This is a genomic window from Pseudomonas sp. EA_5y_Pfl2_R50, assembly GCF_963970475.1.
Classification (GTDB): domain Bacteria; phylum Pseudomonadota; class Gammaproteobacteria; order Pseudomonadales; family Pseudomonadaceae; genus Aquipseudomonas.
Window position 1 is genome coordinate 37,435 of the sequence record NZ_CAXAPT010000001.1, and the last position, 25,511, is coordinate 62,945.

At 55.0% G+C, this 25,511-nt stretch carries 21 protein-coding genes, 3 tRNA genes and 2 pseudogenes; 13 read left to right on the plus strand and 13 right to left on the minus strand.

Annotated features, from left to right (window positions below; translation table 11 throughout):
* Positions 1-135 precede the first annotated feature (135 nt).
* The 8 genes from AACY19_RS00180 (at position 136) to AACY19_RS00215 (ending at position 6,075) form a co-directional block, all read left to right on the plus strand.
* Entirely contained in the window at positions 136-1,200 is a 1,065-nt protein-coding gene (locus tag AACY19_RS00180; protein ID WP_339446771.1) for an NAD(P)H-dependent flavin oxidoreductase, read from the plus strand.
* Between the two features lie 169 nt (positions 1,201-1,369).
* Complete coding sequence (modA, locus tag AACY19_RS00185) at positions 1,370-2,137, plus strand: molybdate ABC transporter substrate-binding protein (RefSeq protein ID WP_339446773.1); 768 nt, start codon at positions 1,370-1,372, stop codon at positions 2,135-2,137.
* The gene (gene modB, locus AACY19_RS00190) at positions 2,138-2,818 is read left to right on the plus strand and encodes a molybdate ABC transporter permease subunit (RefSeq protein ID WP_339446775.1); all 681 of its coding nucleotides are present in this window, start codon (positions 2,138-2,140) and stop codon (positions 2,816-2,818) included. It begins immediately after the preceding gene.
* 3 nt (positions 2,819-2,821) lie between these two features.
* Positions 2,822-3,901, plus strand: a complete 1,080-nt coding sequence (gene modC / locus AACY19_RS00195) for a molybdenum ABC transporter ATP-binding protein (RefSeq protein WP_339446777.1) — start codon at positions 2,822-2,824, stop codon at positions 3,899-3,901.
* Positions 3,902-3,973: 72 nt separating this feature from the next.
* Positions 3,974-5,011, plus strand: coding sequence for a DNA topoisomerase IB (locus tag AACY19_RS00200; RefSeq protein WP_339446779.1), 1,038 nt, complete (start codon positions 3,974-3,976; stop codon positions 5,009-5,011).
* Between the two features lie 88 nt (positions 5,012-5,099).
* On the plus strand, positions 5,100-5,330 hold the full coding sequence (locus AACY19_RS00205) for a hypothetical protein (RefSeq protein WP_339446781.1): 231 nt from the start codon (positions 5,100-5,102) through the stop codon (positions 5,328-5,330).
* Positions 5,331-5,449: 119 nt separating this feature from the next.
* The gene (locus tag AACY19_RS00210) at positions 5,450-5,680 is read left to right on the plus strand and encodes a hypothetical protein (protein ID WP_339446783.1); all 231 of its coding nucleotides are present in this window, start codon (positions 5,450-5,452) and stop codon (positions 5,678-5,680) included.
* 110 nt (positions 5,681-5,790) lie between these two features.
* Positions 5,791-6,075 (plus strand): hypothetical protein, encoded by a 285-nt coding sequence (locus AACY19_RS00215; protein WP_339446785.1) that lies wholly within the window; start codon positions 5,791-5,793, stop codon positions 6,073-6,075.
* Between the two features lie 178 nt (positions 6,076-6,253).
* On the opposite strand, the gene AACY19_RS00220 is transcribed toward AACY19_RS00215, so the two are convergent.
* Positions 6,254-7,381, minus strand: coding sequence for a GGDEF domain-containing protein (locus AACY19_RS00220; RefSeq protein WP_339446787.1), 1,128 nt, complete (start codon positions 7,379-7,381; stop codon positions 6,254-6,256).
* Between the two features lie 381 nt (positions 7,382-7,762).
* Between AACY19_RS00220 and AACY19_RS00225 the strand changes: the two genes are divergently transcribed.
* A complete protein-coding gene (locus AACY19_RS00225) occupies positions 7,763-9,538 on the plus strand; it encodes a sensor domain-containing phosphodiesterase (RefSeq protein WP_339446789.1) in 1,776 nt (591 codons plus the stop codon).
* A gap of 150 nt (positions 9,539-9,688) precedes the next feature.
* Positions 9,689-11,356, plus strand: a complete 1,668-nt coding sequence (locus AACY19_RS00230) for a BCCT family transporter (protein ID WP_339446791.1) — start codon at positions 9,689-9,691, stop codon at positions 11,354-11,356.
* Between the two features lie 116 nt (positions 11,357-11,472).
* Here AACY19_RS00230 and AACY19_RS00235 read toward each other — a convergent pair whose 3' ends face one another.
* From AACY19_RS00235 to nhaA, 3 genes are all read right to left on the minus strand, one after another.
* Positions 11,473-12,177: a 3'-5' exonuclease gene (locus AACY19_RS00235; RefSeq protein WP_339446793.1), complete on the minus strand. Its 705-nt coding sequence runs from the start codon at positions 12,175-12,177 to the stop codon at positions 11,473-11,475.
* 11 nt (positions 12,178-12,188) lie between these two features.
* The gene (locus tag AACY19_RS00240) at positions 12,189-14,069 is read right to left on the minus strand and encodes a DUF294 nucleotidyltransferase-like domain-containing protein (protein WP_160049731.1); all 1,881 of its coding nucleotides are present in this window, start codon (positions 14,067-14,069) and stop codon (positions 12,189-12,191) included.
* Between the two features lie 236 nt (positions 14,070-14,305).
* Entirely contained in the window at positions 14,306-15,508 is a 1,203-nt protein-coding gene (nhaA, locus tag AACY19_RS00245) for a Na+/H+ antiporter NhaA (RefSeq protein WP_339446797.1), read from the minus strand.
* A gap of 219 nt (positions 15,509-15,727) precedes the next feature.
* Here nhaA and AACY19_RS00250 point away from each other — a divergent pair.
* The 3 genes and pseudogenes from AACY19_RS00250 to AACY19_RS00260 form a co-directional block, all read left to right on the plus strand.
* Positions 15,728-15,922: pseudogene (locus AACY19_RS00250) on the plus strand (hypothetical protein); the annotation flags it as partial.
* A gap of 423 nt (positions 15,923-16,345) precedes the next feature.
* Complete coding sequence (locus AACY19_RS00255; protein ID WP_339446799.1) at positions 16,346-19,078, plus strand: cation-transporting P-type ATPase; 2,733 nt, start codon at positions 16,346-16,348, stop codon at positions 19,076-19,078.
* A gap of 67 nt (positions 19,079-19,145) precedes the next feature.
* Positions 19,146-19,580 carry a universal stress protein gene (locus tag AACY19_RS00260; protein WP_339446801.1) on the plus strand — a complete coding sequence of 145 codons (435 nt, stop codon included), beginning with the start codon at positions 19,146-19,148 and terminating at the stop codon, positions 19,578-19,580.
* 211 nt (positions 19,581-19,791) lie between these two features.
* On the opposite strand, the pseudogene AACY19_RS00265 reads toward AACY19_RS00260, so the two are convergent.
* The 9 genes and pseudogenes from AACY19_RS00265 to AACY19_RS00305 form a co-directional block, all read right to left on the minus strand.
* Positions 19,792-19,948: pseudogene (locus tag AACY19_RS00265) on the minus strand (inorganic diphosphatase); the annotation flags it as partial.
* A gap of 308 nt (positions 19,949-20,256) precedes the next feature.
* Positions 20,257-20,343 (minus strand) — tRNA-Leu (locus tag AACY19_RS00270).
* 193 nt (positions 20,344-20,536) lie between these two features.
* Positions 20,537-20,610 (minus strand) — tRNA-Cys (locus tag AACY19_RS00275).
* Positions 20,611-20,655: 45 nt separating this feature from the next.
* Positions 20,656-20,731 (minus strand) — tRNA-Gly (locus AACY19_RS00280).
* A 60-nt stretch (positions 20,732-20,791) separates the two neighbouring features.
* The gene (gene pgsA / locus AACY19_RS00285; protein ID WP_339446802.1) at positions 20,792-21,352 is read right to left on the minus strand and encodes a CDP-diacylglycerol--glycerol-3-phosphate 3-phosphatidyltransferase; all 561 of its coding nucleotides are present in this window, start codon (positions 21,350-21,352) and stop codon (positions 20,792-20,794) included.
* Positions 21,353-21,384: 32 nt separating this feature from the next.
* Positions 21,385-23,208 (minus strand): excinuclease ABC subunit UvrC, encoded by a 1,824-nt coding sequence (gene uvrC, locus AACY19_RS00290; protein ID WP_339446804.1) that lies wholly within the window; start codon positions 23,206-23,208, stop codon positions 21,385-21,387.
* Between the two features lie 2 nt (positions 23,209-23,210).
* Positions 23,211-23,852 (minus strand): response regulator transcription factor GacA, encoded by a 642-nt coding sequence (gene gacA, locus AACY19_RS00295; protein WP_339446806.1) that lies wholly within the window; start codon positions 23,850-23,852, stop codon positions 23,211-23,213.
* 127 nt (positions 23,853-23,979) lie between these two features.
* Positions 23,980-24,423, minus strand: coding sequence for a GNAT family N-acetyltransferase (locus AACY19_RS00300; protein ID WP_339446808.1), 444 nt, complete (start codon positions 24,421-24,423; stop codon positions 23,980-23,982).
* The gene (locus tag AACY19_RS00305) at positions 24,420-25,181 is read right to left on the minus strand and encodes a carbon-nitrogen hydrolase family protein (protein WP_339446810.1); all 762 of its coding nucleotides are present in this window, start codon (positions 25,179-25,181) and stop codon (positions 24,420-24,422) included. Before AACY19_RS00305 ends, AACY19_RS00300 begins: the two co-directional genes overlap by 4 nt.
* Positions 25,182-25,511 lie beyond the last annotated feature (330 nt).

A 25,511-nucleotide genomic window follows, 5' to 3' on the forward strand; every position in this document is an offset into this window, starting at 1 on the left:
CAGGCTTTTTCCCGGCAGCAATGGGAAAAACTGCACAGGTTGTTCTGAATTTCAGACTGGCTCCGAGCGCGGTTTTGCTGGTAAAAAACCGCCTCAGCCGTCCCTGCCCGTTTCGTCGTTCGGAGAACCGCTTCCATGAGCCAGTGGCCAGACACCCGTATTCTTGATTTGCTCGGTATCGAGTTGCCAATCATCCAGGGGCCAATGGCCGGGGCCACAAACTCGTCCATGGTCATCGCCGTGTGCAACGCCGGCGGCCTCGGATCAATGCCCGCCGCGATGCTGAGCATCGAGCAGTTGCGCGAAGAGTTGAAGACGATTCGCGCACACACGGACAAACCGTTCAACGTCAATTTTTTCTGCCATCAACCACCCGCAGTCGATGAACCGCGCGCTCGCGAGTGGAAGAGTCTGCTCGAGCCGTATTACCGCGAGTTAGGCGTGGACTTCGATGCGCCGACCCCGGTGTCAAACCGCGCGCCGTTCGATGCCGCCGCGTGCGAGGTGCTGGAAGAATTTCGCCCTAAAGTGGTGAGCTTCCATTTCGGATTGCCGGAAAAATCCCTGCTGGATCGGGTCAAGGCCACCGGGGCAATCATCCTTTCCTCCGCGACCACCGTGGAAGAGGCCGTGTGGCTGGAGCAGCACGGCTGCGACGCAATCATTGCAATGGGCTATGAGGCGGGTGGTCATCGCGGGATGTTTCTCAGCGAAGACCTGAACAGTCAGGTCGGCACATTCGCCTTGATCCCTCAAGTGGTCGATGCGGTGCGCGTGCCGGTAATTGCCGCCGGTGCGATTGCCGACGCTCGCGGTGTTGCGGCTGCCTTGATATTGGGCGCGTCGGCCGTTCAGGTCGGCACTGCGTACCTGTTTACTCCGGAGGCGAAAGTCAGCGCCTCCCACCACCAGGCACTGCGCACAGCGAAAGAAAGCGAGACCGCGATCACCAACATTTTCACAGGCCGGCCGGCGCGTGGCATTTTCAACCGAGTGATGCGTGAACTGGGTCCGATGTCGGCCAAGGCGCCGGCATTTCCGTTGTCCGGGGGTGCGCTGATGCCTTTGCGGGAGAAGGCCGAAGCGCAGTTCGCCAACCTTTGGGCCGGCCAAGCCTTTACATTGGGCAAGGAGGTCAGCAGCGCCGAACTGACCCGACAGCTGGCCGACGGCGCCTTGGAAAAACTGGTTCGCCGCTGACGTGAAACGGGTGGCCCCACCCAGACACACTGACGACAGTTTTAATCGACACTTTCCGTTCAGCGGCATTTCGCTATATATTTCGATATATAGCGAATCCCCCTCGCATCGGCGCAGATACCTCTGTCAATGAACTGCCCTGTGCAACCGCCAACAACGGAGCTGTTACATGACCATTCGTGCCTCACGCTTTGCCCCTACCTGCCTGGCCTCCTTGCTGGCGGTGTTCACCATTGGCACTGCTCAGGCCGATGAAGTGCAGGTCGCTGTAGCTGCGAACTTTACCGCACCGATCCAGGCCATCGCCGCCGATTTCGAGAAAGACACCGGGCACAAACTGGTCGCCGCCTATGGCGCCACGGGCCAGTTCTACGCCCAGATCAAGAATGGCGCGCCGTTCGAAGTGTTCCTCTCGGCTGACGACAGCACCCCGGAAAAACTCGAAAAAGAAGGCGACACCGTCAAGGGCTCGCGCTTCACTTACGCCATCGGCACCCTGGCCCTGTGGTCGGCCAAAGAGGGCTATGTCGATGACAAAGGCGACGTCCTGAAGAAAAACCAATACCAGCATCTGTCCATCGCCAACCCGAAAGCCGCGCCTTACGGCCTGGCCGCCACCCAGGTGCTGGAAAAACTCAAGCTGACTGAGGCGACCAAAGCCAGGATCGTGGAAGGCCAGAACATCACTCAGGCCTATCAGTTCGTATCGACCGGCAACGCCGAGCTGGGCTTCGTGGCCCTGTCGCAGATCTACAAGGACGGCAAGGTCAGCAGCGGTTCAGCGTGGATCGTTCCGGCGAGCATGCACGACCCGATCAAACAGGACGCCGTGATCCTGAACAAAGGCAAAGACAATGTCGCCGCCAAGGCGCTGGTTGAATACCTCAAAGGCCCGAAAGCTGCTGCGGTGATCAAGTCTTACGGATACCAGATCTAAATGTCGCTGACGAGTGCCGATTTCGCGGCGATCTGGCTGACCCTGAAACTGGCGTCACTGACCACCGCGATCCTGCTGGTGATCGGCACTCCGATTGCCATGTGGTTGTCGCGCAGCCGCTCCTGGCTGCGCGGTCCCATCGGGGCCATTGTCGCCCTGCCCCTTGTATTGCCGCCCACGGTCATTGGTTTTTATCTGTTGCTGGTGATGGGCCCACACGGATTCCTCGGCCAGTTCACCCAATGGCTCGGGCTGGGCACCCTGACGTTCAGCTTCACCGGACTGGTGATCGGTTCGGTGATTTATTCCATGCCGTTCGTGGTGCAGCCGTTGCAAAATGCGTTCTCGGCGATTGGCACACGTCCACTGGAGGTCGCCGCGACGTTGCGCGCCAATCCGTGGGACACCTTTTTCAGCGTCATTCTGCCCCTCGCACGCCCCGGGTTTGTCACGGCGGCGATCCTCGGTTTCGCCCACACCGTCGGTGAGTTCGGCGTGGTGCTGATGATCGGCGGCAACATTCCCGACAAGACCCGCGTCGTCTCGGTACAAATCTACGACCACGTTGAAGCGATGGAGTACGCGCAAGCCCATTGGCTGGCCGGTGCGATGCTGGTGTTCTCATTCCTCGTGTTGCTGGCGCTGTACTCCGGCCGCAAGACTCGCGCTGGCTGGAGCTGATTGATGATTGATGCTCGTCTGAAACTGGCTTACCCGGGCTTCACCCTGGATGTCGACCTGCATTTGCCGGGGCGCGGCGTCTGCGCGCTGTACGGCCATTCCGGCTCCGGTAAAACCACCTGCCTGCGTTGCATCGCCGGCCTCGAACGAGCCGGACAAGGCTTCGTGCAGATCAATGACGAAATCTGGCAAGACAGTGAAAACGGCGTGTTCGTGCCGCCACACAAACGCGCGCTTGGCTATGTATTTCAGGAAGCCAGCCTGTTTCCGCACTTGTCCGTACTGGCCAATCTGCAATTCGGCCTTAAGCGCATCGCCCGCGCCCAGCGCCGGGTCGACATGACCCAGGCCACGGAATTGTTGGGTATCGGCCACCTGCTTGAGCGCCACCCACAACACCTCTCCGGCGGTGAGCGCCAACGGATCGGTATCGCCCGGGCCTTGCTGACCAGTCCGAAACTGTTGTTGATGGACGAGCCCCTCGCGGCCCTCGACAGCCAGCGTAAAAACGAAATTCTGCCGTATCTGCAACGCCTGCATGACGAACTGGATATTCCGGTGCTGTACGTCAGCCACGCCCAGGACGAAGTCGCGCGACTGGCCGATCACCTGGTACTGCTCAGCGACGGTAAAGCTCTGGCCAGCGGCCCCATCGGCGAAACCCTCGCTCGCCTCGACTTGCCGATGGCGATGGGCGATGACGCGGGCGTGATCATCGAAGGAAAGGTCAGTGCCTATGACCCGGATTATCAACTGTTGAGCCTGCAACTGCCGGCCACCGCGCTGAACATTCGCGTGACTCACCAACCGATGGCGGCAGGCCAGACGCTGCGCTGCAAAGTGCACGCGCGGGACATCAGCCTGACGCTGCAAAACAGCGAGTTCAGCAGCATCCTCAACCGCCTGCCGGTCACCGTGATCAGCGAGCAAATCGCAGACAACGGTGCCCATGTATTGATTCGTCTCGACGCCGACGGCACGCCGCTGCTGGCGCGGATCACGCGTTTCTCGCGGGATCAACTGGGGTTACATCCGGGCCAGCAACTCTGGGCTCAGATCAAGGCCGTAGCGGTCCTCGCGTAAAACATTCGGCACGACGGCTTCGGTACGCGGTCAATCGATTTACAGACCGCCGCACCACCGAAGGAAGCCGCCATGCCCGATACCGAGCTGACCGCCGCACTACCCGCCGACCTGCATTACGTCGATGACATCCAGCCCGGCATCACCCGCAAGAAACTGCGGGGCAAATTCGCCTATTTCGAACCGTCGGGTCAGCGCATCAGCGACCCGGATGAAATCAAGCGCATCAATGCTCTTGCCGTGCCGCCCGCCTACACCGATGTGTGGATCTGCCCTGACCCGCGGGGTCATCTGCAAGCCACCGGCCGCGACGCCCGTGGACGCAAACAATATCGCTACCACCCGCGCTGGCGCGAGGTGCGTGACGCCGACAAGTACTCGCGCCTGCGCGAGTTCGGTCTGGCCCTGCCGAAATTGCGCAAACAACTGGAAACATTATTGGCCGCCCCCGGGTTCAGCCGTGACAAAGTCATGGCCACGGTGATCACCCTGCTCGATGCCACGTTGATCCGCGTCGGCAACACCCAATATGCGCGTGACAACCGTTCCTATGGGCTCACCACCTTGCGCAGCCGTCATGTCGAGATCAATGGCAGCGCGATCCTGTTCCAGTTTCGCGGCAAGAGCGGCATTGAGCATCAGATCACCGTCAAGGATCGGCGCTTGGCGCGCATTATCAAACGTTGCCTGGAGATCCCCGGACAAAACCTGTTTCAGTATCTGGATGAAAATGGCGAGCGCCATACGGTCAGCTCATCAGACGTCAACAACTACCTGCAGACCCTGACCGGCGCCGACTTTACCGCCAAGGACTACCGCACTTGGGCCGGCAGCGCCTTGGCGTTAGCGGTGCTGCGTGAACTCACCCATGAAACGGAAACCGAAGCCAAACGTCATGTGGTGGAGATGGTAAAAGGGGTGTCCAAACAGTTGGGCAATACGCCAGCGGTCTGCCGCAAATGCTATATCCACCCTGCGGTGGTGGAAAAATTCATGCTCGGTGCGCTTGCCGAACTGCCCCGCCCACGCACGCGCAAAGGCCTGCGCACCGAAGAAGCAGCGCTGGCGATGTTCCTTGAGCGCATGGACGAGATGGCGGACGCATCGTGATCTGACCGACGAGTTGAACTGTCTATTTTTTGCACGATTGCCACGGGCTTCTATAGTTGATCTGACACGAATAAGCTGCGGTGACGCCATGGAAGACATTTTCGTTGTGAAGCGTTGCAACAAGATCATCATTCACGGTCGACGCGCCGGAGAGAGTCAACATGATCCCGCCGAAGCCATTGGTTGGTTTCGCATCTGCGACACACGCACCGGCGGCTTCATCGGTGATGGTTACGACGCCCAAGAGGACGCGCAACGTGAATGCCAGCGCCTCAACAAAGCGAGTTCCCCATTACCGGCCCGCCAATCCTCCGGCTAATGCCGATCAGAAGCGGGTCTATACTCAAACCAGTTGACGAAGCAGCGCCCCAACGGCAGAAGGCTCGCAACCCGCGAGCTTTTTGCTGCAGCTCAGGCTTTATAAAACGGAGGTGTTTCATGTCCGAAAAAGAGTCCATCACCACCCTCCTCACCCTGCTCGACGCCCGGCAGGCGCGCCTCGCGGCCGCTTGCAAAGAGATCGCCGACTGGGTCGATCACCAAGGTGGCCATCCGACCGCCCTGCGCATCCGCGATCGCCTCAATGACATCGAAAAGGACGCGCCACTGATCCGCAACACCCTGTCGTCGCTCAGGCCTGTGGATCGGCCGCTGCCACGGTTCAGATAAGCATCATCCTCATCGGCAACGGCCAGGGGTACTTTGAAAACGTTCCATTGAGATGAACGCCTGGTTTCGTGCGTAGTCAAAAACTGTACACGTCACTAAGGAGGCGTCCGATGGTTATCCATTTCACTGTCGATGGACATCTGGCCTGTGGTCACAAGGGCCAACATCTCACGGCAAGCCGCGAACTCAATCGAGTCAAGTGCCGCAGTTGCCGAAATACCGAGGCGTATAAGCAGGCTCGCAAAGATCAACGAAATGCTGCACGCCGAGCATCCCGTCAGACGAAAACCACCCATAGCGCTGTGAACTGGCGCACCGAGTGGCAACAACGCTTGACGGCGATGGTGGGCCGCCAGCGACTGCCACGGGGATTTGCCCGCCAGGCTTACGTTTGATGCATAAAAAAGGGTCGACCAGTCGACCCTTTTTTTGCGCGTTCTCTCAGCCGATTCGACCATTAACGCCAAAGCGATAGAAGATCGAAAGCCCGGCCCCGGCCGCCTGAAGGCTTCGCCTCGAACATCCCATGATTTGCTCGAGACTTGAAATAGCCACCTGTTGCCGGTATCAAGTCTATTCAGCGACAGCCACTTGATTGCGTCCATAGGACTTTGCTTTGTATAACGCCCTGTCAGCATTGTTCATCAAGCTGTAGAGGCTTTCATCGGTGTAATCCGATGACGCCAGGCCAAGACTGGCCGTTATTCGTTCGGCCGGCTCGGCTTTCAATCTGGCAATGGCCTGGATCAGTTCCTGCGCAATGCTCATCGCGACATCCAGTGTGGTGTCAGGCAGCAAAATAGCGAACTCCTCCCCTCCCAGTCTGCCATGAACGTCGGTTTCACGGACCGACGCCGTGATGACCGCCCCTACTTGGCGCAGCACCTGATCTCCAACCTGGTGACCGTAGGAGTCGTTTATATGCTTGAAGTGGTCCATATCGAGCATTACGGCGCAAAGCACGGAGCCTTTGCTTTTGCATTCACGAAAAAGCCGGTGTGCATCATCGAAGAATGCCCGACGATTCTTCAGGCCGGTCAGTTCATCGGTTCGAGCCGCTCTGGCAGAAAGCCTGTTTTCACGCTCCAGTTCTCGGGTCAAGCGAAACGCTGTTTCCAGAGCCTCGGACATTTTGCGTGTGGCGCTGGCAACAAACGATGCGAAAACAAAAACAGCGAGGGCCATGCCGACCTGAAAGGTTGAGGGCTGAAACAGCAGCCACGTTGAACACGGCATTAAAACCAGCCCGATGGAGACCATCGTCATGTTCCTGTAGGCCGAGTAACACGACACGGCACTGACAGACATCCCGACCGTAAAGAGCATGACCATCGCCTGAGCCAAAAGATCATCGACCGGAATCACCGCAAACGCTCCAGCCCCCCATATCCCGGCGGATAACATAAGCGTGAACCAATATCTGCGCTCCCACCGCGATGGCGCGCGATCGCTGATGGGACTACGAAAATAACCAATGAACATTGAAACACGTAGCAACGTGGACGCCGTCAGCATGGCTATCCACCCGACCACCACAGAGTGATCAAATCGATCCCAGCACAGCCAGCAAAGAATGACTGCTGCCATGTAACTGCCGAGAACAGCTGTACCGGATTGCCGGAATAACAGCTGCAAGCGATCGGTTCGAACTTGTCCGGCTATTTCCGAGTCCTGATCACTGCCAAGCTCAAGATCATCCATTTAAACCGCCTGAACATGATGAATCGCTAATGCAAAATATGGCATCCCGCCATGAGCGTAACAACCAAGAACCGGCAAAATCTTTAATTTTTCATAACGAAATTCTCGACGGAAAATTCCGCATCAGGCATTCAGTAAACGCGCAGAATCCAGCCTCGCCTTCGTCCCTTCCAGGTCGGTACAGGCGCGGCTGCCTACAAGATTCCGCCAGAGACACGGAACTCGCGCCATCACATCACCTGAACGTCGAAGTACGTATACACAGAGAGCCGCCAATGCCCCGAGATTTCGTCTATAGGCCTTATAGACCAAGGGGTAAATGACCTCCTATTAGTGATCTGATAACGTCTAAGCACAAGGTCGTGTTTTACGAGGTTAATCATGGACGCAGACTCTCCTATCCCTGACTACGAAACTGAACGCTTACGACGCGTTGCGGACCTTTGCCCGCAAAATGACCAAGATGACGAAGTCTTCGAAAAGATGATTTCAATGACATCGGAGTACTTCAATGCCCCGATCGCATTGATTTCGATTGTTGACAAGCACGAACAATGGTTCAGGGCTCGAATAGGTCTGGAGCAACGCGCAACACCACGGAACGTTTCGTTCTGCGCCCACACACTCCGTGACCGAGAGCCTGTGGAGATACTGGATGCGCATAATGATGATCGCTTCAAAGATAACCCTTTGGTAACCGGTTCCCCGTTCATTCGCTACTACGCAAGTGCACCGCTTCTCACAAGTGACGGGTTCTCTTTGGGCAGTCTATGCGTAATTGACACCTCGCCAAGAGCCCCCATGAGCGAGCGAGACGCAGGAATGCTCGTTTATTTTGCTCAACTGGTCGTTATGCGGATTATGGGCTTACGCTCGCGCAACTATATCGATCAGCCTACTGGACTATTTAACCGGCTCCGACTCGAGGAAGATATTCGCCAGGCGAGTTCAAGCGGTGTACCACATAATCTATATGCCGTAGATGTTATCTCGCCAAAATTTCTGAATGATGTAGTGAAAGCACTTGGCTACAGCTTTTCACAATTGCTGATGCTTAACGTAAAGGCTCGACTCCTGTCTTTGTTACCAAAAAATTATCTTTTGTACAAAATCAGCCCTACTCGCTTTGGCTTTCTTCTCAACGCTATCGAACCTGTTGAGGATCAGTGCCGAAGAATTCTTTCGAGCTTTGAAACACCGGTTGAATGTCAAGGCATTCCGATACTGATGCAGACAGGCATAGGCGTTTTGGAAATTGCCGATGCAGAAGAAAGGGATTGGCTGCGTCTGGTGGTTGGTGCAGCTGACGACGCGAGAGCACGGAACTTGGGATGGGCACTTTATCAGGCTGAGCTGGATGCAGCCCAGCAACGCGCGTTTACGCTGCTGAGCTCTCTCCCGGATGCAGTTCGATCAACCGAACAACTGAGCCTCGTGTTCCATCCAAAAGTCAATTTGCCCAACCTCACGTGTGGAAGCGTAGAAGCGTTGATTCGATGGAATCATCCGACACTAGGCCCGATTAGTCCGGCAGAATTTATCCCTCTCGCCGTAAAAACTGCATTGATGCAGTCAATAACATTTTGGGTGCTTGATGCAGTAGTAGCCCAAGCAAAAAACTGGAGGACAAGAGGCATTGAGCTAAGAGTAGCCATGAACGTAACCGTCAGCGACCTTGAAAACTCGAAGTTTGTTGAAAAAATAATAGAGCACATACAAAACGGCGACCTTTACCCAGAAAGCATTGAGCTTGAATTTACTGAAAGCATGCTCATGTCAGACCCACAACTCGTTATCAAACAACTAGAACGAGTGCGCGGACTAGGAATTGAGATTTCCGTAGATGATTTTGGTACGGGCTATAGCAACTGGACATACTTGCGGCAGCTTCCGATAAATACGGTAAAACTCGACCAGTCACTGATTAGCAACATCAGCACAAACGAAAAAGACAAACGATTAGTCAAGACGTTAATCGAGCTTGCCAAGGGCCTGGGGTATAGAGTCGTAGCAGAAGGAGTGGAGACCGAAAGCATCCTTGAGATCATTACTCGTTGGGGTTGTTCAGAGGCTCAAGGGTATCTGATCACCAAACCTCTAAAGGCGGATTTGCTGGAAAAATGGCTGGAGCAAGGTGGCTTCACCACTCACCTTTGACAGGCGCTTTCGTGGCGCTGATTCAAGCGGCGTTAGCCAGAAGTTTGGAAAGCTTGTTAGGATAGGATCCTTATATCTCGTTTTTACCATAGGAACAGCGGGGCTAACGGCCATTGCACGTTATAGCGTGCCACAACCAAGGAGGCTCTCATGGGCCGATCACCTAGCGATGATCTACCGGAAAAACCTCATCAAACCAGTGAGGATGGCATTCCTGCTCCTAGCGGAGCTGCCAATCTAATCGACACCGACTATGTCATCGGGCAAGACAATATCAAGGGCGAATTTTCGTTCTCCCTCGATATTCACGGCAAAGTCTTCATCATCTCATCCGCCACGATCTTGCTATTCGTGATTATGACGCTCGCACTTCAGAATGAGGTTGAGCCGCTGTTTAGCGCTATTCGAAATTGGTTAACTGGCAATCTCGCCTGGCTGTTCATGAGCATCGCGAACATATTTGTGGTGCTCTGTATCGCGCTAATTTTCTCCCCGCTGGGAAAGGTTCGCTTGGGAGGTAGAGATGCCAAACCAGACCATAGCTATGTGGGCTGGTTCTCCATGCTTTTCGCTGCGGGAATGGGCATCGGCTTGATGTTCTACGGCGTGGCCGAACCCATGTCGCATTATCAGGCATCCATGGGCGGTGTGACCCTCGATGCAAGTGGTGCGCGCACTGACTGGGCACCTTTAGGGGGAGCTGCGGGCGATGCTAAGGCATCCGCCGACTTGGCAATGGCTGCCACTATCTTCCACTGGGGGCTCCATCCCTGGGCGATATACGCAATTGTTGCTTTATCCCTGGCGTTGTTCTCTTACAACAAAGGTTTACCACTCTCGATACGGTCGATCTTCTATCCATTGCTAGGCGAGCGCGTCTGGGGATGGCCTGGGCACATGATCGATATCTTGGCGGTGTTTGCCACCTTATTTGGACTGGCGACCTCCTTAGGGATAGGAGCAGAGCAGGCAGCAGCAGGGATTGAATACCTCTTCGGTATCAAGTCCACGAATCTAAGCAAGGTAGTGCTAATCGTTGGTATCACCTTAATTGCGCTCTGGTCGGTACTCGCTGGCTTGGACAAGGGCGTCAAGATGCTATCTCAGATCAATATGGGCCTCGCATTGCTACTGCTGGTGTTCATCATTGTTGTTGGGCCCACCTTGGCGATCTTCACTGGGTTCTTTAAAAATCTGGTGACGTATGCTGAGTACCTTCCAGCGCTTTCCAATCCTTTTGGACGCACGGACGCTGAATTCACTCAAGGCTGGACTGCGTTTTATTGGGCATGGTGGATTAGCTGGTCTCCCTTCGTGGGGATGTTCATTGCGCGCGTCAGCCGTGGCCGAACGGTCAGAGAGTTTCTGATCTCGGTGTTGCTAGTTCCTACTGTGGTGTCGGTGTTATGGATGACGACATTTGGTGGGACTGCCATTGACCAGGCGACAGTACAAAACTTGGTTGGCGTAAAGGATGCCGTGCTGGAGCTGAAGCTGTTCGCCATGCTAGGAGAGCTGCCCCTCAAGGAAATTACTTCATTCTTGGGCATTGTTCTCGTCATCGTGTTTTTTATCACCTCTTCGGACTCTGGCTCCTTGGTCATTGACACTATTACGGCAGGGGGCAAGGTCGATGCGCCCGTTCCGCAACGTGTGTTCTGGGCTGTCATCGAGGGAGTGATTGCCATTGCACTGTTGTTGGGCGGCGGCCTGGTGGCACTGCAGGCCATGGCGGTATCTACGGGCCTGCCTTTCGCACTCGTTTTGGCGCTGGGTTGCGTATCCCTTGTTAAGGGACTGATGTCCGAGCCCCGCTAGCGGCTGTGAGGAAAGCGACCGCTGGAACCATGGAGATCTTCTGACAGATTGTTGAGGCTCCTCAGGAGCCTCCTATCCGAGGCATATCGAGCGACCGCGCTCAGAGCGCAGAGCATTCAGTCCCATAGTGCACCAATAGGTGTCGCTGGTGAATAATGGGTAGCTATTTGCGCTTGGAGCAGCTCAGCGGTGGCGAGGGCATCGGTTAACGCATGATGCCCTTGATAGGCTGGAAGGTTGTAGCGCGCGCGGCTGTCGGCCAATCGTATGGATGTCTGCGGGCGGCGCATGAGCCTGGCAATCCAACTTTGCTTTTGCCGATGCATCCTTGCCTCCAATTGCATAGTGTCCACAACTGGAAAGCTCAGGCCTTCTCCGAGGTGCCTATGCAGTGCTGCATCAAGGAACTCACGCTCGATATTGCGGTAATGGACGACAATCACTTTGCCAGCCATGGCCTGCAGAAGTGGCTCCAGAACTTCAGGGAGCGAGGGAGCATTCAAAATCTCAGCGTGGGTAATGTGGTGGAAGGTGACTGACTTTTCACTCAGTTCTGATGATGGGTTTAGCACCCAATACGCGGCCTTGCTGCAATAGATGCGCTTTAAGGTGAACGGCACCAAACCAATGCTGACAATACTGTCATCTTGGGCATTGAGCCCGGTTGTCTCCATATCCATCGCAAGAAATTGCACGCTTTCAATCAGGGTGTGTGGTGAGACGACGCCGGCCTGATAAAACGTACCCAAGCAAGAATTAGCCGCCTTCTGCTCCAATTCCCGAAACAAGGCTGGCCAGTTCGGAGGGTAATCCGGTTCCACCTTAAATCCATTCATTTTGAGGTACGGCCCTTTGGCGGGTAGCGGAAGCGCAAAAAATTCTGGCCGTTACTCAAGACCTGGAAGGCCTCTTTGAGATTGTGTCGCTCGCTATTAGAGAAGCGTTCAGGCTCGACATAATTATTGGGCGTTTCTCCCTGCTCGAGCGCCTCTACCTGATGCCGGATCCGCACCATGGAGAGAAACTCCAGCGCATAGCGCAGGTGCTTAAGCGCTTCGGGCGGCATGATATTAGCGCTAGTGATTGCATCGATACGATCAAACGAGTTCTGCGCGGTACTGCCGCAAGCTAGCGAATGGATGCGAATGAGGTCAGTGAGCGGTGCGGTACCGCGACCTTTGAGATTGATGATTCTCTTCTGTTGCCCATCTGTCTCGACGACAAAGGTACGAAAGAATCCCAGGGGGGGTGTCCGGTTGAGCGCAATCCTTGCCATGGCGTTGAGAAATCCGGGATGTAGACTGGATTTTTGAGCACACAGGACTTTGAGTTCTTGCACCAGCGAGAGCTGACCAAATACTCCATCCAGATCGAAAAAGATGCAGCTGTTGAGTAAGGTTGTCGGGTTTGGCTTCTCGATCCACTGATCAAAATAGCTGCGCCAAACCTTCAAAGGCTGGCGCCATTGATCGTTCGTCGCCATGACGCCGCCCTTACAGTAGCTGTACCCACACGCGGCGAGGCCATCGCACACAAACGATGCCAGGCTACGAAAATATGCGTCATGCGAGGAGGGATCGAATCGATCATCCAGCACCAAGGCGTTATCTTGATCGCTTATCAGCAGTTGCTCATCGCGCGCCATGGAGCCCAGTACCATGAAGCAATAAGGTACTGGTGGAGGGCCAAGTTTTTTTTCCGCAAGCTCCAGCAGGCGTTGCGTGAAAGCCCTGCCGATTCCAGAGATAGCGCTGCCGATCATGTGCGCGGTCGCGCCATCTCGCACCATGCGGATGTACGTTCCTCGTAAGTCTCGTAAGAGCGACTTTAAGCCGTCGACTGACGTCTGGTTAGATATTCTGTTGACCAGGTACAAGCTACTGTGGGACTCGTACCGAATAATATCTGACAGGTTAATTACGCCAATTGGGCGGCCCTGGTTGAGAACCGGCAGGTGATGGATATTGCGGCGTAGCATGACAAGCATGGCCTCAAAGCCTGAATCATCAGCATTTATGGTCACTGGATCTGTAGTCATAACGGCGCTGATGGGCGTTTCGCCGGCATTCCTTCCGGCAGCGACGACCCGCGTGCGAAGATCTCTGTCGGTCACAATGCCCTGGGTGTCTCCTGCCTGCAGTCCCGCTGGCGACATGACCACGACACAAGCAACGCGTTGTTCGGTCATTAGTCTTGCAGCCTCGAGAACGGTGGTATCCGACGTAACCCATACTAACGAGCGTGACAGCAAGGCTCGGCATTTTAGCTGGATCAGTTCGCTCGACCGTCCTTGTGCCTCGACGGCAGACTTGAGCCTGGAGTGACCTTCGGCTTCAACGAAATCCGCAAAGGCGTCATGCTGTGCGCATAGATCGGCAAAGACGTCGGCGGGGATGTAGTAGATCAGGCTGTCTTCAAGTGCTCTCGCAGGAAAGCGGACTTTGTTGCTGCGTAAAAGCCCTGCCTGGCCAAAGATATCGCCTTCGACAAGCCGGTTGTAGAGTTCACCGTTGCGTCGATAAATCTCCACTGCTCCGCTGCGCACATAGTGCAAATCCTGGATGACTGCACCCGCCTCCAGGATGTCGCTGCCAGCCTTGAAGTAACGCACATCAACTCGCCGTGCCATTGCATCTACCGTCTCTCTGGGCAACTGATCAAACGGGGCGAATCGATAAAGATGGTCGCTGATCTCCTGCATCTCGGCTTGCATGGAACCTCGGTGTGCTTGAAGGAAAAGATTGCCAAAAGGCGTACGTTGAAGTTGCTAATCGCCCGAAAAGCCTATCAGATGCTTCCTATCGGATTATAAGATTCAGATATTCAAGTCGAGTGGGTGGTTAGCGATTGTTGCAAAACATGCCTTTTATACGCTCTTGACGACGATGGGCTCCCCCTCATCCAGCAGTAACATCACTTTGAGAAACTCCGTGGCCGGCTCGCTTACGCTTATTTAGAAACCGTGGCGGCGACAGTGGCGGGCGCAGCGCTGCGTCGCAAAATCAGGCCCCCACCGATTGCAGCCAGTGTCGAACCAATCAACACGCCGACTTTTACCTCATCGATCAGGTGAGCTGATCCAGCAAAAGCTAGGTTTCCGATGAACAGACTCATGGTGAAACCTATGCCACACAAGAGCGCAACGCCGTAAAGCTGTGCCCAATTGCTACCTTCCGGCAGTTTGGCCAAGCCCATACGAATGGCCAGAGCTGCCAATAGGAAAATGCCAATCTGCTTGCCCACCAACAAGCCGAGCGCAACACCCAGCGGAACCGGATCGACTAGGTTTTCCATCGAAATACCGGCCAATGAAACACCCGCGTTGGCGAAGCCGAAAATCGGCACCACAGCGAATGCTACCCACATGTGCAGCTTCTCTTCCAGGAAGAGCAGTGGAGACCTGGCTTCCTCTTCTGGCTTGCCCATCGGGACACACAGTGCAACGGCAACACCCGCAAGAGTGGCATGCACCCCCGACTGCAGCACGAAGAACCACAGCACACCACCGACCAGCAAATATGGGAATAATCGTCTGACGCCCAATCGATTCATTGCGATCAGAATGACCAGGGTTGCGAGCGATGCCAGCAACATCGGCATGGAAAGACCAGTGGTGTAGAAAAAGGCGATGATAACCACAGCACCCAGGTCGTCAATGATCGCCAAGGCAGCGAGGAAGACCTTCAGCGACGTCGGGACTCGCTTCCCCAGCAACGACAAGACGCCCAAGGCGAATGCGATGTCGGTAGCGGCTGGAATAGCCCACCCCTTCAACGTCTCAGAATTACCCCAGTTGATTGCGATGTAAATAAGCGCAGGCACAACCATGCCACCGACGGCACCAAATCCAGGCAAGGCGCGCTGTCCCCAAGTGGAGAGCCCGCCTGCCAGAACCTCTCTCTTGATCTCGAGTCCGACCATCAGGAAGAAGATCGCCATCAAGCCATCATTGACCCAATGCTCGACAGACATGCCCAACCAGACACTGTGCAAGGCTGCAAAATAACTTTGCGAGAGAGGCGAGTTGGCCACGATTAGTGCCGCGAGTGCTGCGCCCATCAGCACAAGACCGCCAGCGGACTCCGACGACAGGAAGCGAGCCAGAATCGCGGCTGCTCTAGGGGTTTCGGCTTTAGCTTGATGATTAGTCATCAACGTCCTTTGGATCACTTAAAAGGTAATATATTAACACTTGGACCATGCATGCGCGGCGGGGTTAAACAGCCTGAAACAGTTGATGCCTGGAAGGCCTTTGCGTGCACGTTATCCATCGCTGGTTAAGTCAACCCCGTGCACGTCTCATCGCCTTGATCGGACTGGTTCTGATCATGCCTTTGTGCCTGCGTGCAGCTCTGGGTTGGTCGAATCCACGTCACTGCCGATCAGCCGCTGGAGATGGACTTCAGTTTCGATAATCCGCAGCCGCGTAAAGCGTTCTCGTTCCACCTGCTTGGCTATGGGCTAGGTGCCGTTGAAGTGAGCGACTTCAGCGTGATTACCGAGTTGCTAGAAGCACCGGAGGCGCTGGAAGAGTCCCAGGTTGATAAAGTAGCTAAATCAAGTTAGGGCGCTATGCATAACTGGGATTAAGTTGAAGGCATTGCTATTCCGGGTTTAACAAGGCAGCACAGGAATGTTGCAAAAATTGGATGCCATATACTGAATAAACAGAGTTTTCTTAATAACAGCAGTAGTATTTATGCCTCCTCGTTTTCGCTTCGCGCAGTGTTCGTTTGCCTGCACCATTAGATAGAAATCCAGAAGATCAAAGTCATCACCAAAACATTTTGTCACATTAATTGCTGCTGATAGTTTGATCTATATCATTAATTACCAACCGGTTGATTGCGTTACATCTATAGTTCCTGTCAGCTAGAAGGAACTATAGATGTAAGACCAAAAATAATGTTTCGGCCTTATATTCCCACGCTCGCTCATGATCACCTCAGCCCGTCTCACTTGAGCTGTGTGTACAGGAGATACTCATTGATGAAGCAGGTGGTCGACGCATCAACGGAGCAAACACCAATCCCTCCGCATTCCGTGGCCTGGCACTCCCTACCTGCAGAGCAGGTGACAAACCTGCTTGAGGTCAATGAGCATGTCGGGCTGGAGGCCGCCGAAGTTCAAGCCCGGCTTGACCGCACTGGTTTCAATCGTTTGCCAGAAGCCGCACGGCGACCCGCGTGGCTGCGATTCATGCTGCAATTTCACAACATTCTGATTTATGTGCTTCTAGGATCCGCTGCGATTACCGCGATGCTGCAGCATCTGTGGGATACGGTGGTGATTCTGGCGGTGGTCATTGCAAACGCAATCATTGGCTACGTCCAGGAAGGCAAAGCGGAAAAAGCCATGGACGCTATCCGGCAGATGCTGGCACCGCACGCCGCCGTGATTCGCGCAGGCCAACGCTTAAGTATTGTGGGCGAGGAGCTGGTACCGGGCGATATCGTATTGCTGGAGGCGGGAGACAAAGTCCCTGCTGATTTACGCCTGCTGCACGTGAACAGACTACAGATTCAAGAAGCCATTCTTACCGGTGAATCCCTACCAGTAGAGAAACATACCCAGCCAGTGGGCCTCGAATCAGCCTTGGGTGATCGTACTTGCATGGCGTTCAGCGGCACACTCGTGACTTGCGGGCAAGCAACAGGGGTTGTCGTTGCTACCGCAGCAGCTGCTGAAATCGGACGCATCAGCACTCTACTTGCAGGTGTAGAAACGCTGACCACGCCGCTGGTGCAGCAAATGAACGTGTTTGCCCGTTGGCTGACGATCTTGATCTTGTTAGTCGGCAGCCTTTTGCTCGTGTTTGGCCATTATGTTGGGCACTACGAGTTCACCGAGATCTTCATGGTAGTGGTTGGTATGTCGGTAGCGGCGATACCTGAAGGGCTGCCCGCCGTCCTTACCATTACGCTAGCTGTCGGCGTTCGGGCAATGGCTAGCCGCAACGCCATCGTGCGTCGCTTGCCTGCCATCGAGACGCTCGGTTCGGTATCCGTCATCTGTACTGACAAGACCGGGACACTCACCCGCAACGAAATGATGGTGGCATCGGTCGTGACGAACGATCTCATCTTCACGGTTGATGGTGCAGGTTATCAGCCAGCGGGAAGCATCAATCTTGCCGATCAGTTAATCGACATATCGTCTCACCCCGCGCTCTCAGAATTGGGGCGAGCAGCAGGTCTTTGCAACGATGCCTCGCTGCGCCTGCATGAGGATGTATGGACGGTGGAGGGTGATCCGATGGAGGGTGCCTTGCTGGCGTTTTCCGGAAAAGCTGGAATCGATAGCGATGAAGATCATCGTACCTGGCCACGAACCGATACCATTCCGTTTGACGCGAAACACCGCTTCATGGCGACCCTGCATCACAATCATGATCGACGTGCCTCTATCTATGTGAAGGGCGCGCCAGAGCAAATACTGGCCATGAGCACACAGCAGCTCGTCAATGCTGGCGGGACTGAACCGCTCAATGCGCACTACTGGCACGAACAGGCAAACGCCATTGCTGCCAAGGGGCAGCGTGTATTGGCGTTTGCAGTTAGATCAGTTCCTCCCGAGCACACTGTGTTGGAGTTTGAGGACGTACAAGGAAGATTAACCCTGCTGGGCATGGTCGGACTGATTGACCCGCCTAGACCCGAGACGATAAAAGCAGTTCAACAATGCCAAGCAGCAGGTATTGTCGTAAAAATGATCACTGGCGATCACGGCGGTACCGCAGCGGCTATCGGTCGGCAGATTGGCCTTCAAAACCCCGAAAGTGTGTTGACCGGCGTAGACCTCGACGTCATGAACGATGCCGCTCTGAAGGAGGCGGTAAAGCACGTCAATATTTTTGCGCGCACCAGCCCTGAACATAAACTCAGGTTGGTAATGCTGCTGCAATCCAATGGCATGACGGTGGCCATGACCGGCGATGGCGTAAACGATGCACCAGCGCTAAAGCGCGCCGATGCCGGTATCGCCATGGGTGGAAAAGGCAGTGAAGCCGCCAAGGAAGCCGCAGACTTGGTGCTGGCCGATGACAACTTTGCGTCCATCATCGCTGCGGTTCGCGAAGGCCGGACGGTCTACGACAACATCAAGAAAGTGCTGAGTTGGACGCTGCCTACCAACGCGGGCGAGACCATGACCATCATCGTGGCCCTGCTGCTCGGCATTACGCTGCCAGTGACGCCAATACAGATTCTGTGGATCAATCTGATTACCGCCGTGACACTTGGCATCGCGCTGGCGTTCGAGCCTACCGAAGAAAACACAATGCGCAGACCGCCCCGTTCCCGTAAAGAGCCCCTCATAAGCGGTGCGTTGGTTTGGCATATGGTGCTTGTTTCTATTCTGTTCCTCTGTGGTGTTTACGGCATTTTTTCGTATGCGCTCGACCGTGGCTACTCCGTGGAGTTGGCTCGAACCATCGCGGTGAATACGCTAGTCGTGATGGAAATATTCCATCTGTTCTTTATTCGTAATCTCTACAGCACATCGCTTACTTGGAGGGGCATTCGTGGCACCAAGGTCGTGTGGATGACCGTCGCAGTGGTTACCTTGGCCCAGTTCGCCATCACCTACGCGCCACCTCTGCAAAAGGTGTTTGCCACAGAAGCGATCCCCTTCCTTGATGGCCTACTTATCATCGGGGTTGGTATTGCGCTCTTTGCGATCATCGAGATTGAAAAACAGATTCGAATCCGCCTGTCCGAGTAGAACTGATTGCAAGCTGGCAATCCCCAAACGACAAGCATCTTCATGCCACTGAAAGAGGATTTAGAAAATGCATAAAATACTTGTAGCTGTCGATGGTTCCGAGCATTCAGAGCGCGCGGTGCGCTACCTTATTGCGCTGATCCAAGATGGCGGATTACTGGGAGGTAGTGTTGAGGTGCATCTGGCGAATGTGCAGCCACTTTTACCAACTCGAATTGCCCACGACATGAGCGCGAATGAGGTTGATCGTTACTACGGTGACAAAAGTGCTGAGGACTCACAAAAAGCTGAGGGGCTTCTGAAACAGGAAGGGATTGTATTTACACTTCATATGTTACAAGGCGATGCAGCGAGCCAAATCGTGGCGTGCTCACACTCTTTAGGATGTGACAGCATCATTCTCGGCTCACATGGCAACGGCTTTCTTGCAGGGATTTTTCTGGGCTCTGTAGCGGCAAAGGTGATTCAGCTCTCAGATGTACCGATCACCTTAGTCAAATAGGAGATCGTCAAATGCTTGATAGCACGACCCCATAAGTGGGTGATAAAAGCTGGATGTTCTGGAAAAGCTTTGATTGAGTTGAGTCAACATAAACCATCCACTTTTCCATGCGTCTGGTTCTCTCGACATTTGATGTTCCGAGCGACTGAGAGGCAAATCACTTGCCCCTCAGCACCTACTCCCGGCAGACGCAGTCAATCTGGCGGATAACTTATTTCGGAATGTACGCCGCTACCGACTTGCGAATTTCTTCTCGCGCTTCATCCGCGCTCCCCAACGCCCCTCTTCACCCACTTACCCGGCTCCAGTGCCTTGTAGTTTTCGAAGAAGTGCTGGATCTGTGCGAGGAGTAACGCAGGGAGGTCTGCCGGCGTTGACTCCGTACATCGCACTATTCGGCTATCGACGTCCAAGCCTTCCCTAGGGCTGTCCTGGCTACAGGTCAATTTGAAGCAATAAAAAACCCGGCGCGACGGCCGGGTTTCCAGGAATTGGGATGCTTATTCTATCTTGGCAAAGCGGTCGCGGATCATACCGGCATTGATCGCTAGATCCTCTTAATCGAAGGGTAAAAAGGTCATGCCTACCCAGTGAATGACGGACCAAGACAAAAATTGCGGACCAGAAACAAACAAGGGCTTGCATTAGCTTTCGCCCGCAAACCCTTGATTTAATATGGTGCCCGAAGCCGGAATCGAACCGGCACGCCCTTACGAGCGGGGGATTTTAAGTCCCATGCGTCTACCAGTTTCGCCATTCGGGCGGTAGCGCGGTGCTGCATTTCAAACTGCGGAGTCGCTAACCTGACAGGATGCGAGCTCAAGAGCCGAGCGGGAAATATATACATCACGTCCCGGTGAAGCAAGTTCGCAGTAGCCCTTTTCAAGACTAAATCTTGCAGCGCACTGCAAATAAAAAAGCTCCGTAAATCATGGATCTACGGAGCTTGTTTATAGTGGAGGCCGAGGTCGGAATCGAACCGGCGTAGGTGGATTTGCAATCCACTGCATAACCATTTTGCTACTCGGCCTCAAAGCATTTGCTGTCAGTAGCAGAACAACAAATACGTACAAATTGGAGCGGGAAACGAGACTCGAACTCGCGACCCCGACCTTGGCAAGGTCGTGCTCTACCAACTGAGCTATTCCCGCTTGGTGATGCGCATTCTATAGAATTAAGAAGCTCCGTCAACCCCTTGATTCAAAAAACTTTTATTTCTTTTCAACATCGGTCTTAAGATGCGGCCAGGCGGCACGAAGGTATTGAACCATCGACCACAACGTCAGGCCTGCGGAGACCATCAGCAAGGTATAACCCAGCACTACCCAGAAGCTGAAGTCCTTGGGGTTGGCCAGCAGGATCACCAGCGCGAGCATCTGCGCAGCGGTTTTCCATTTGCCCAGGTTCGATACGGCAACATGCGCGCGAGCACCAAGTTCGGCCATCCACTCACGCAATGCCGAAACCACAATCTCGCGACCGATGATGACGGCGGCTGGCAGAGTAAGCCACAGATTGCCATGTTCCTGCACCAACAGCACCAGCGCGACGGCAACCATCAGTTTGTCGGCAACCGGATCGAGAAAGGCGCCGAATGGCGTGCTCTGCTCCAGCCGACGGGCCAGATAACCATCCAGCCAGTCCGTTGCTGCCGCAAAGGCAAACACCGAGGCGGAGGCCATGTAACTCCACTGGTAAGGCAGATAGAACAGCAAAATAAAGATCGGAATGAGCAGGACGCGTAGAACGGTAATCAGATTAGGGATATTCATCGGCACAACTGGCTACGAGGTGAGGGGGCATTCTACTCGCTATGCAGGTTCGCATAAATCGACTCTGCGAGCTTTTTACTGATCCCCGGGGCTTTGGCGATCTCTTCGATGCTTGCACGAGTCAGCTCCTGCAATCCACCAAAATGTTTCAACAAATCGCGACGTCGGGTCGGCCCTACTCCGGCAACACCTTCCAGGGTTGAGGTTCGACGGGTTTTGCCACGACGTGCGCGGTGTCCGGTAATTGCAAAACGGTGAGCTTCGTCGCGAATCTGCTGAATCAGGTGCAGTGCAGGCGAGTCGCCGCGCAGAGTGAATTCATGCGCTGCATCATTCAGATACAACGTTTCGAACCCTGCCTTGCGCGTCGCGCCCTTTGCCACACCAAGCAGGATCAGATCCGGTACCGCCAATTCGTTAAGGACATCGCGCGCCATCGACAACTGCCCCTTGCCACCGTCCACCAACAGAATGTCCGGCAGCTTGCCCTCGCCGTCCTTCAGTTTGCTGAAGCGTCGCGTCAGTGCCTGATGCATGGCGGCGTAATCGTCCCCCGCCGTCACACCTTCGATGTTGTACCGGCGATAGTCCGATTTGATCGCGCCTTCGGGCCCGAACACCACGCACGAAGCAACGGTCGCCTCACCACTGGAGTGACTGATGTCATAGCACTCCAGACGCTGCGGGGGTTCGTCCAGTTTGAGTACTTCAGCGAGCGCTTCAAAACGCGCAGCGGTGTGTTGACGATTTGCGAGTCGCGCGCCCAGCGCCTGTTCGGCGTTGGTCACAGCCAACTGCTGCCATCGCGCTCGCGTGCCACGCACCCGGTGACTGATTGCCAGTTCGCGGCCACGCAACTCATGAATCGCTTCGATCAGCGTCGGAAAGTCTTCATGCACGACGTTGACGATCAACTCGCTCGGCAAGTCGCGCTCGGGGCTGCTGATGAAATACTGCCCGAGGAACGCCGCCATCACTTCAGAGACGTCTTCCTCGATCCCGACCTGCGGGAAGAAATTCTTGCTGCCGAGCACTCGTCCGCCGCGCACGCTGATCAAGTGGACACAGGCTCCACCCGGATTGACGAACGCCGCGATCACATCGATATCACCCGTGCCACCTTCCATGCTCTGCTGATCCTGAACCCGGCGCAGCAGTGCAATCTGATCGCGCAACTCGGCGGCGCGCTCGAACTCAAGGTTGATCGCTGCCTCTTCCATCGCCGTCGACAGCTCATTGGTCAGCGCGTGACTGCGACCTTCAAGAAACATCACCGAGTGACGAACATCTTCGGCGTAGACCTCCGGCTCGACCAGACCGACGCACGGCGCCTTGCAGCGCTTGATCTGATACTGCAGGCACGGCCGCGTGCGGTTCTTGTAATAACTGTCTTCACACTGCCTAACGAAAAAGGTCTTTTGCAGCAGGCTGAGGCTTTCGCGGATGGCACCGGCACTCGGATACGGGCCGAAGTATTTACCCTTGGCCTTCTTCGCACCACGGTGAATGCTCAACCGCGGGAACTGGCCATCAGACAGAAACACATAAGGGTAGGATTTATCGTCGCGCAACAGAATGTTGTACGGCGGCCGCCACTCCTTGATCAGTGTCTGCTCGAGCAGCAACGCTTCGGTTTCGTTGGACGTGATGGTTGTTTCGACTTGCGCGATACGACCGACAAGAGCGGCAGTTTTCGGGGCCAGTCCGGTTTTGCGAAAATAGCTGGCGAGACGCTTCTTGAGATTTTTGGCCTTGCCGACATAGAGCAGGCGCGCATCGCTGTCGAACATGCGATAAACGCCGGGACGCCCACTGACGGTCGACAGAAAGGCGCCGGAATCGAATACTTCAGTCATGGTCAGGCGCTGGCATCAACCATGCCATGACGAACCGCCAAAAGCGTCAACTCGACATCGCTGCTGATCGAAAGCTTTTCGAAAATACGGTAGCGGTAAGTGTTTACGGTCTTCGGCGAAAGACACAGCTTGTCGGAAATGATCTGGACTTTCTGGCAACCGACAATCATCAATGCGATCTGGATTTCGCGCTCGGACAAGGCGTCGAACGGCGAGTCGCTGGTCGGCTGGAAGGACTTGATCGCCAACTGCTGAGCGATCTGCGGGCTGATATAGCGCTGACCGGCAAACACCAGGCGAATGGCCTGGACCATTTCCGGCAATCCGGCGCCCTTGGTCAGGTAACCGGCAGCACCTGCCTGCAACAACCGTGTAGGAAACGGGTCTTCCTCACACACGGTAACGGCAACCACCTTGATATCCGGGTGACTGCGCAACAGTTTGCGCGTGGCTTCCAGGCCGCCGATGCCGGGCATCTTGACGTCCATCAGGACCACATCGGGCTTCAATTCACGGGCCTTGGTCAGGGACTCTTCACCTGACTCGGCCTGCCCCACCACCTGCAGGCCATCGATATCGGCCAGCATACGTGTAATGCCTGTACGAACGAGATCATGGTCATCGACCACTAGCACCCTAATCAAGCAGACACCTCGAGATATGGTCTTATTGGGATGTCGGACACCTTAGCAAAAAGAGCCAGACAGACCTAGCGGCAAGCGCCATTTAAAAAGTTTCAATTCGTCTTTCAGGGCTTGCCGGACGCGGGTTTCAGAGCACAGCTGTACTGATATCAAGCTGCATGCGCAGGAAACACTCATCCTTTCCTTGAACCTGTAGTCCTTTTCGCTGATACAAATTTTTTGCCGGATTGTTTTCGAACACCGTCAGGCGCAGAGCCGGACGTCTTTGCTCGCGAACCATGTCGATAACCTGATCAATCGCCCAAGAACCGGCACCCTGCCCCTGAAACGCTGGCGCGATCTGCAATTCGCGGATATACAACGCCCGCGCATCATGGCTCAGACTGAAATAACCCAGCGTCTGGTGTTCACCGACGATCAGCCAATTGTCACGACCTGCCCAGGCAACATCAAACGCGTCATCCTGCCAGAGCAGATCGTATTGAATGTAATAGCGCAGCATGTTCTGGCAGGTGAGTTCTCGTGCAAAGAGCAGATCGCCAGAAGTGGCACGACGTATTTGAAAGTTCATGCAAGCCCCGCCCCACTGACAACCTGTCCTAGCCATTCACCGTTGTCACGACGAGCGATGACCAATGCTTCACCCGCACCTGGCGCGGCAATGACCAGCGTACCTGTTTCGGACCAGATCGCGCTGCAGCCCGCCGATTGCCAGCCACCGGTAAGACCGCCGTGGTTGGCCATCAACACCGCCATCACGTGATTCCGGGCATAGCCCCGCAATATTGCGGTATCGGGCTCGTAACCTTTTTCGCTGATCAATACACCCGCCGCATACAGATTAGCGCCGTGGTCGGCCGCCGCAGTTGCATGGCTGGCATGTGTAAAGTCGGCACAAACCGCCAACGCGACCTTGTCCGATCCAATCTGCTGGGGCTCACCCCCGCTTCCGCTGGCAAAGACACGCTCTTCACCCGAATGCAGATGTTGTTTGCTGTATACCCCCAACGTGCCCTCCGCCCCCAGAGTCAGAGCACCAATCAATACTGCGCTGTTGCCGTTTAAATGAATCGGCATGCCCACCACTGCGGTAATGCCAAGAGCCCGTGCCCTGTCTCTCAGTGGCGCAATCAGCGGATCTTGCGGATCGATCGCCAACGCCGCAGCGATCTCGCCCTCATAACCGGTCAGCGACAATTCCGGAAACACCAGCAACTCGACGCCGTGCTGCGCGGCGACTTCAATGAAGCGCATGTGCCGGGCGATGTTTGTGGCCAGATCACCGGCAATGGAGACCGATTGAGCTGCAGCGATGGTCAGCGTTGACATGATTCAACCTTGGTGTTCAGACAAAAAGCTGAGTGTGTCACAACTATTTCGGCACTCAAGCGATAGGTTACTTGTTACGCCCCCGATAGCATTTTCTGATTGCTGATGCGCATCGCCCTCTAGTAAGCTCGGCGCATTCATCGGAGACAGACCATGTTCGACACCCTCTTGCAGCTACGTACCGCCAGCGCCCAGCGCTCGGCTTCGGCTGCCCGGGTGAATGACGTTTGCGCTCCAGCCAGCTTTTATTTTGGGTATTGGTTTAGCCACTGGCGCGCCTGATACCCACACGGCGCCCATGTAAACGGGACGCCACCTGAGATTACTCAA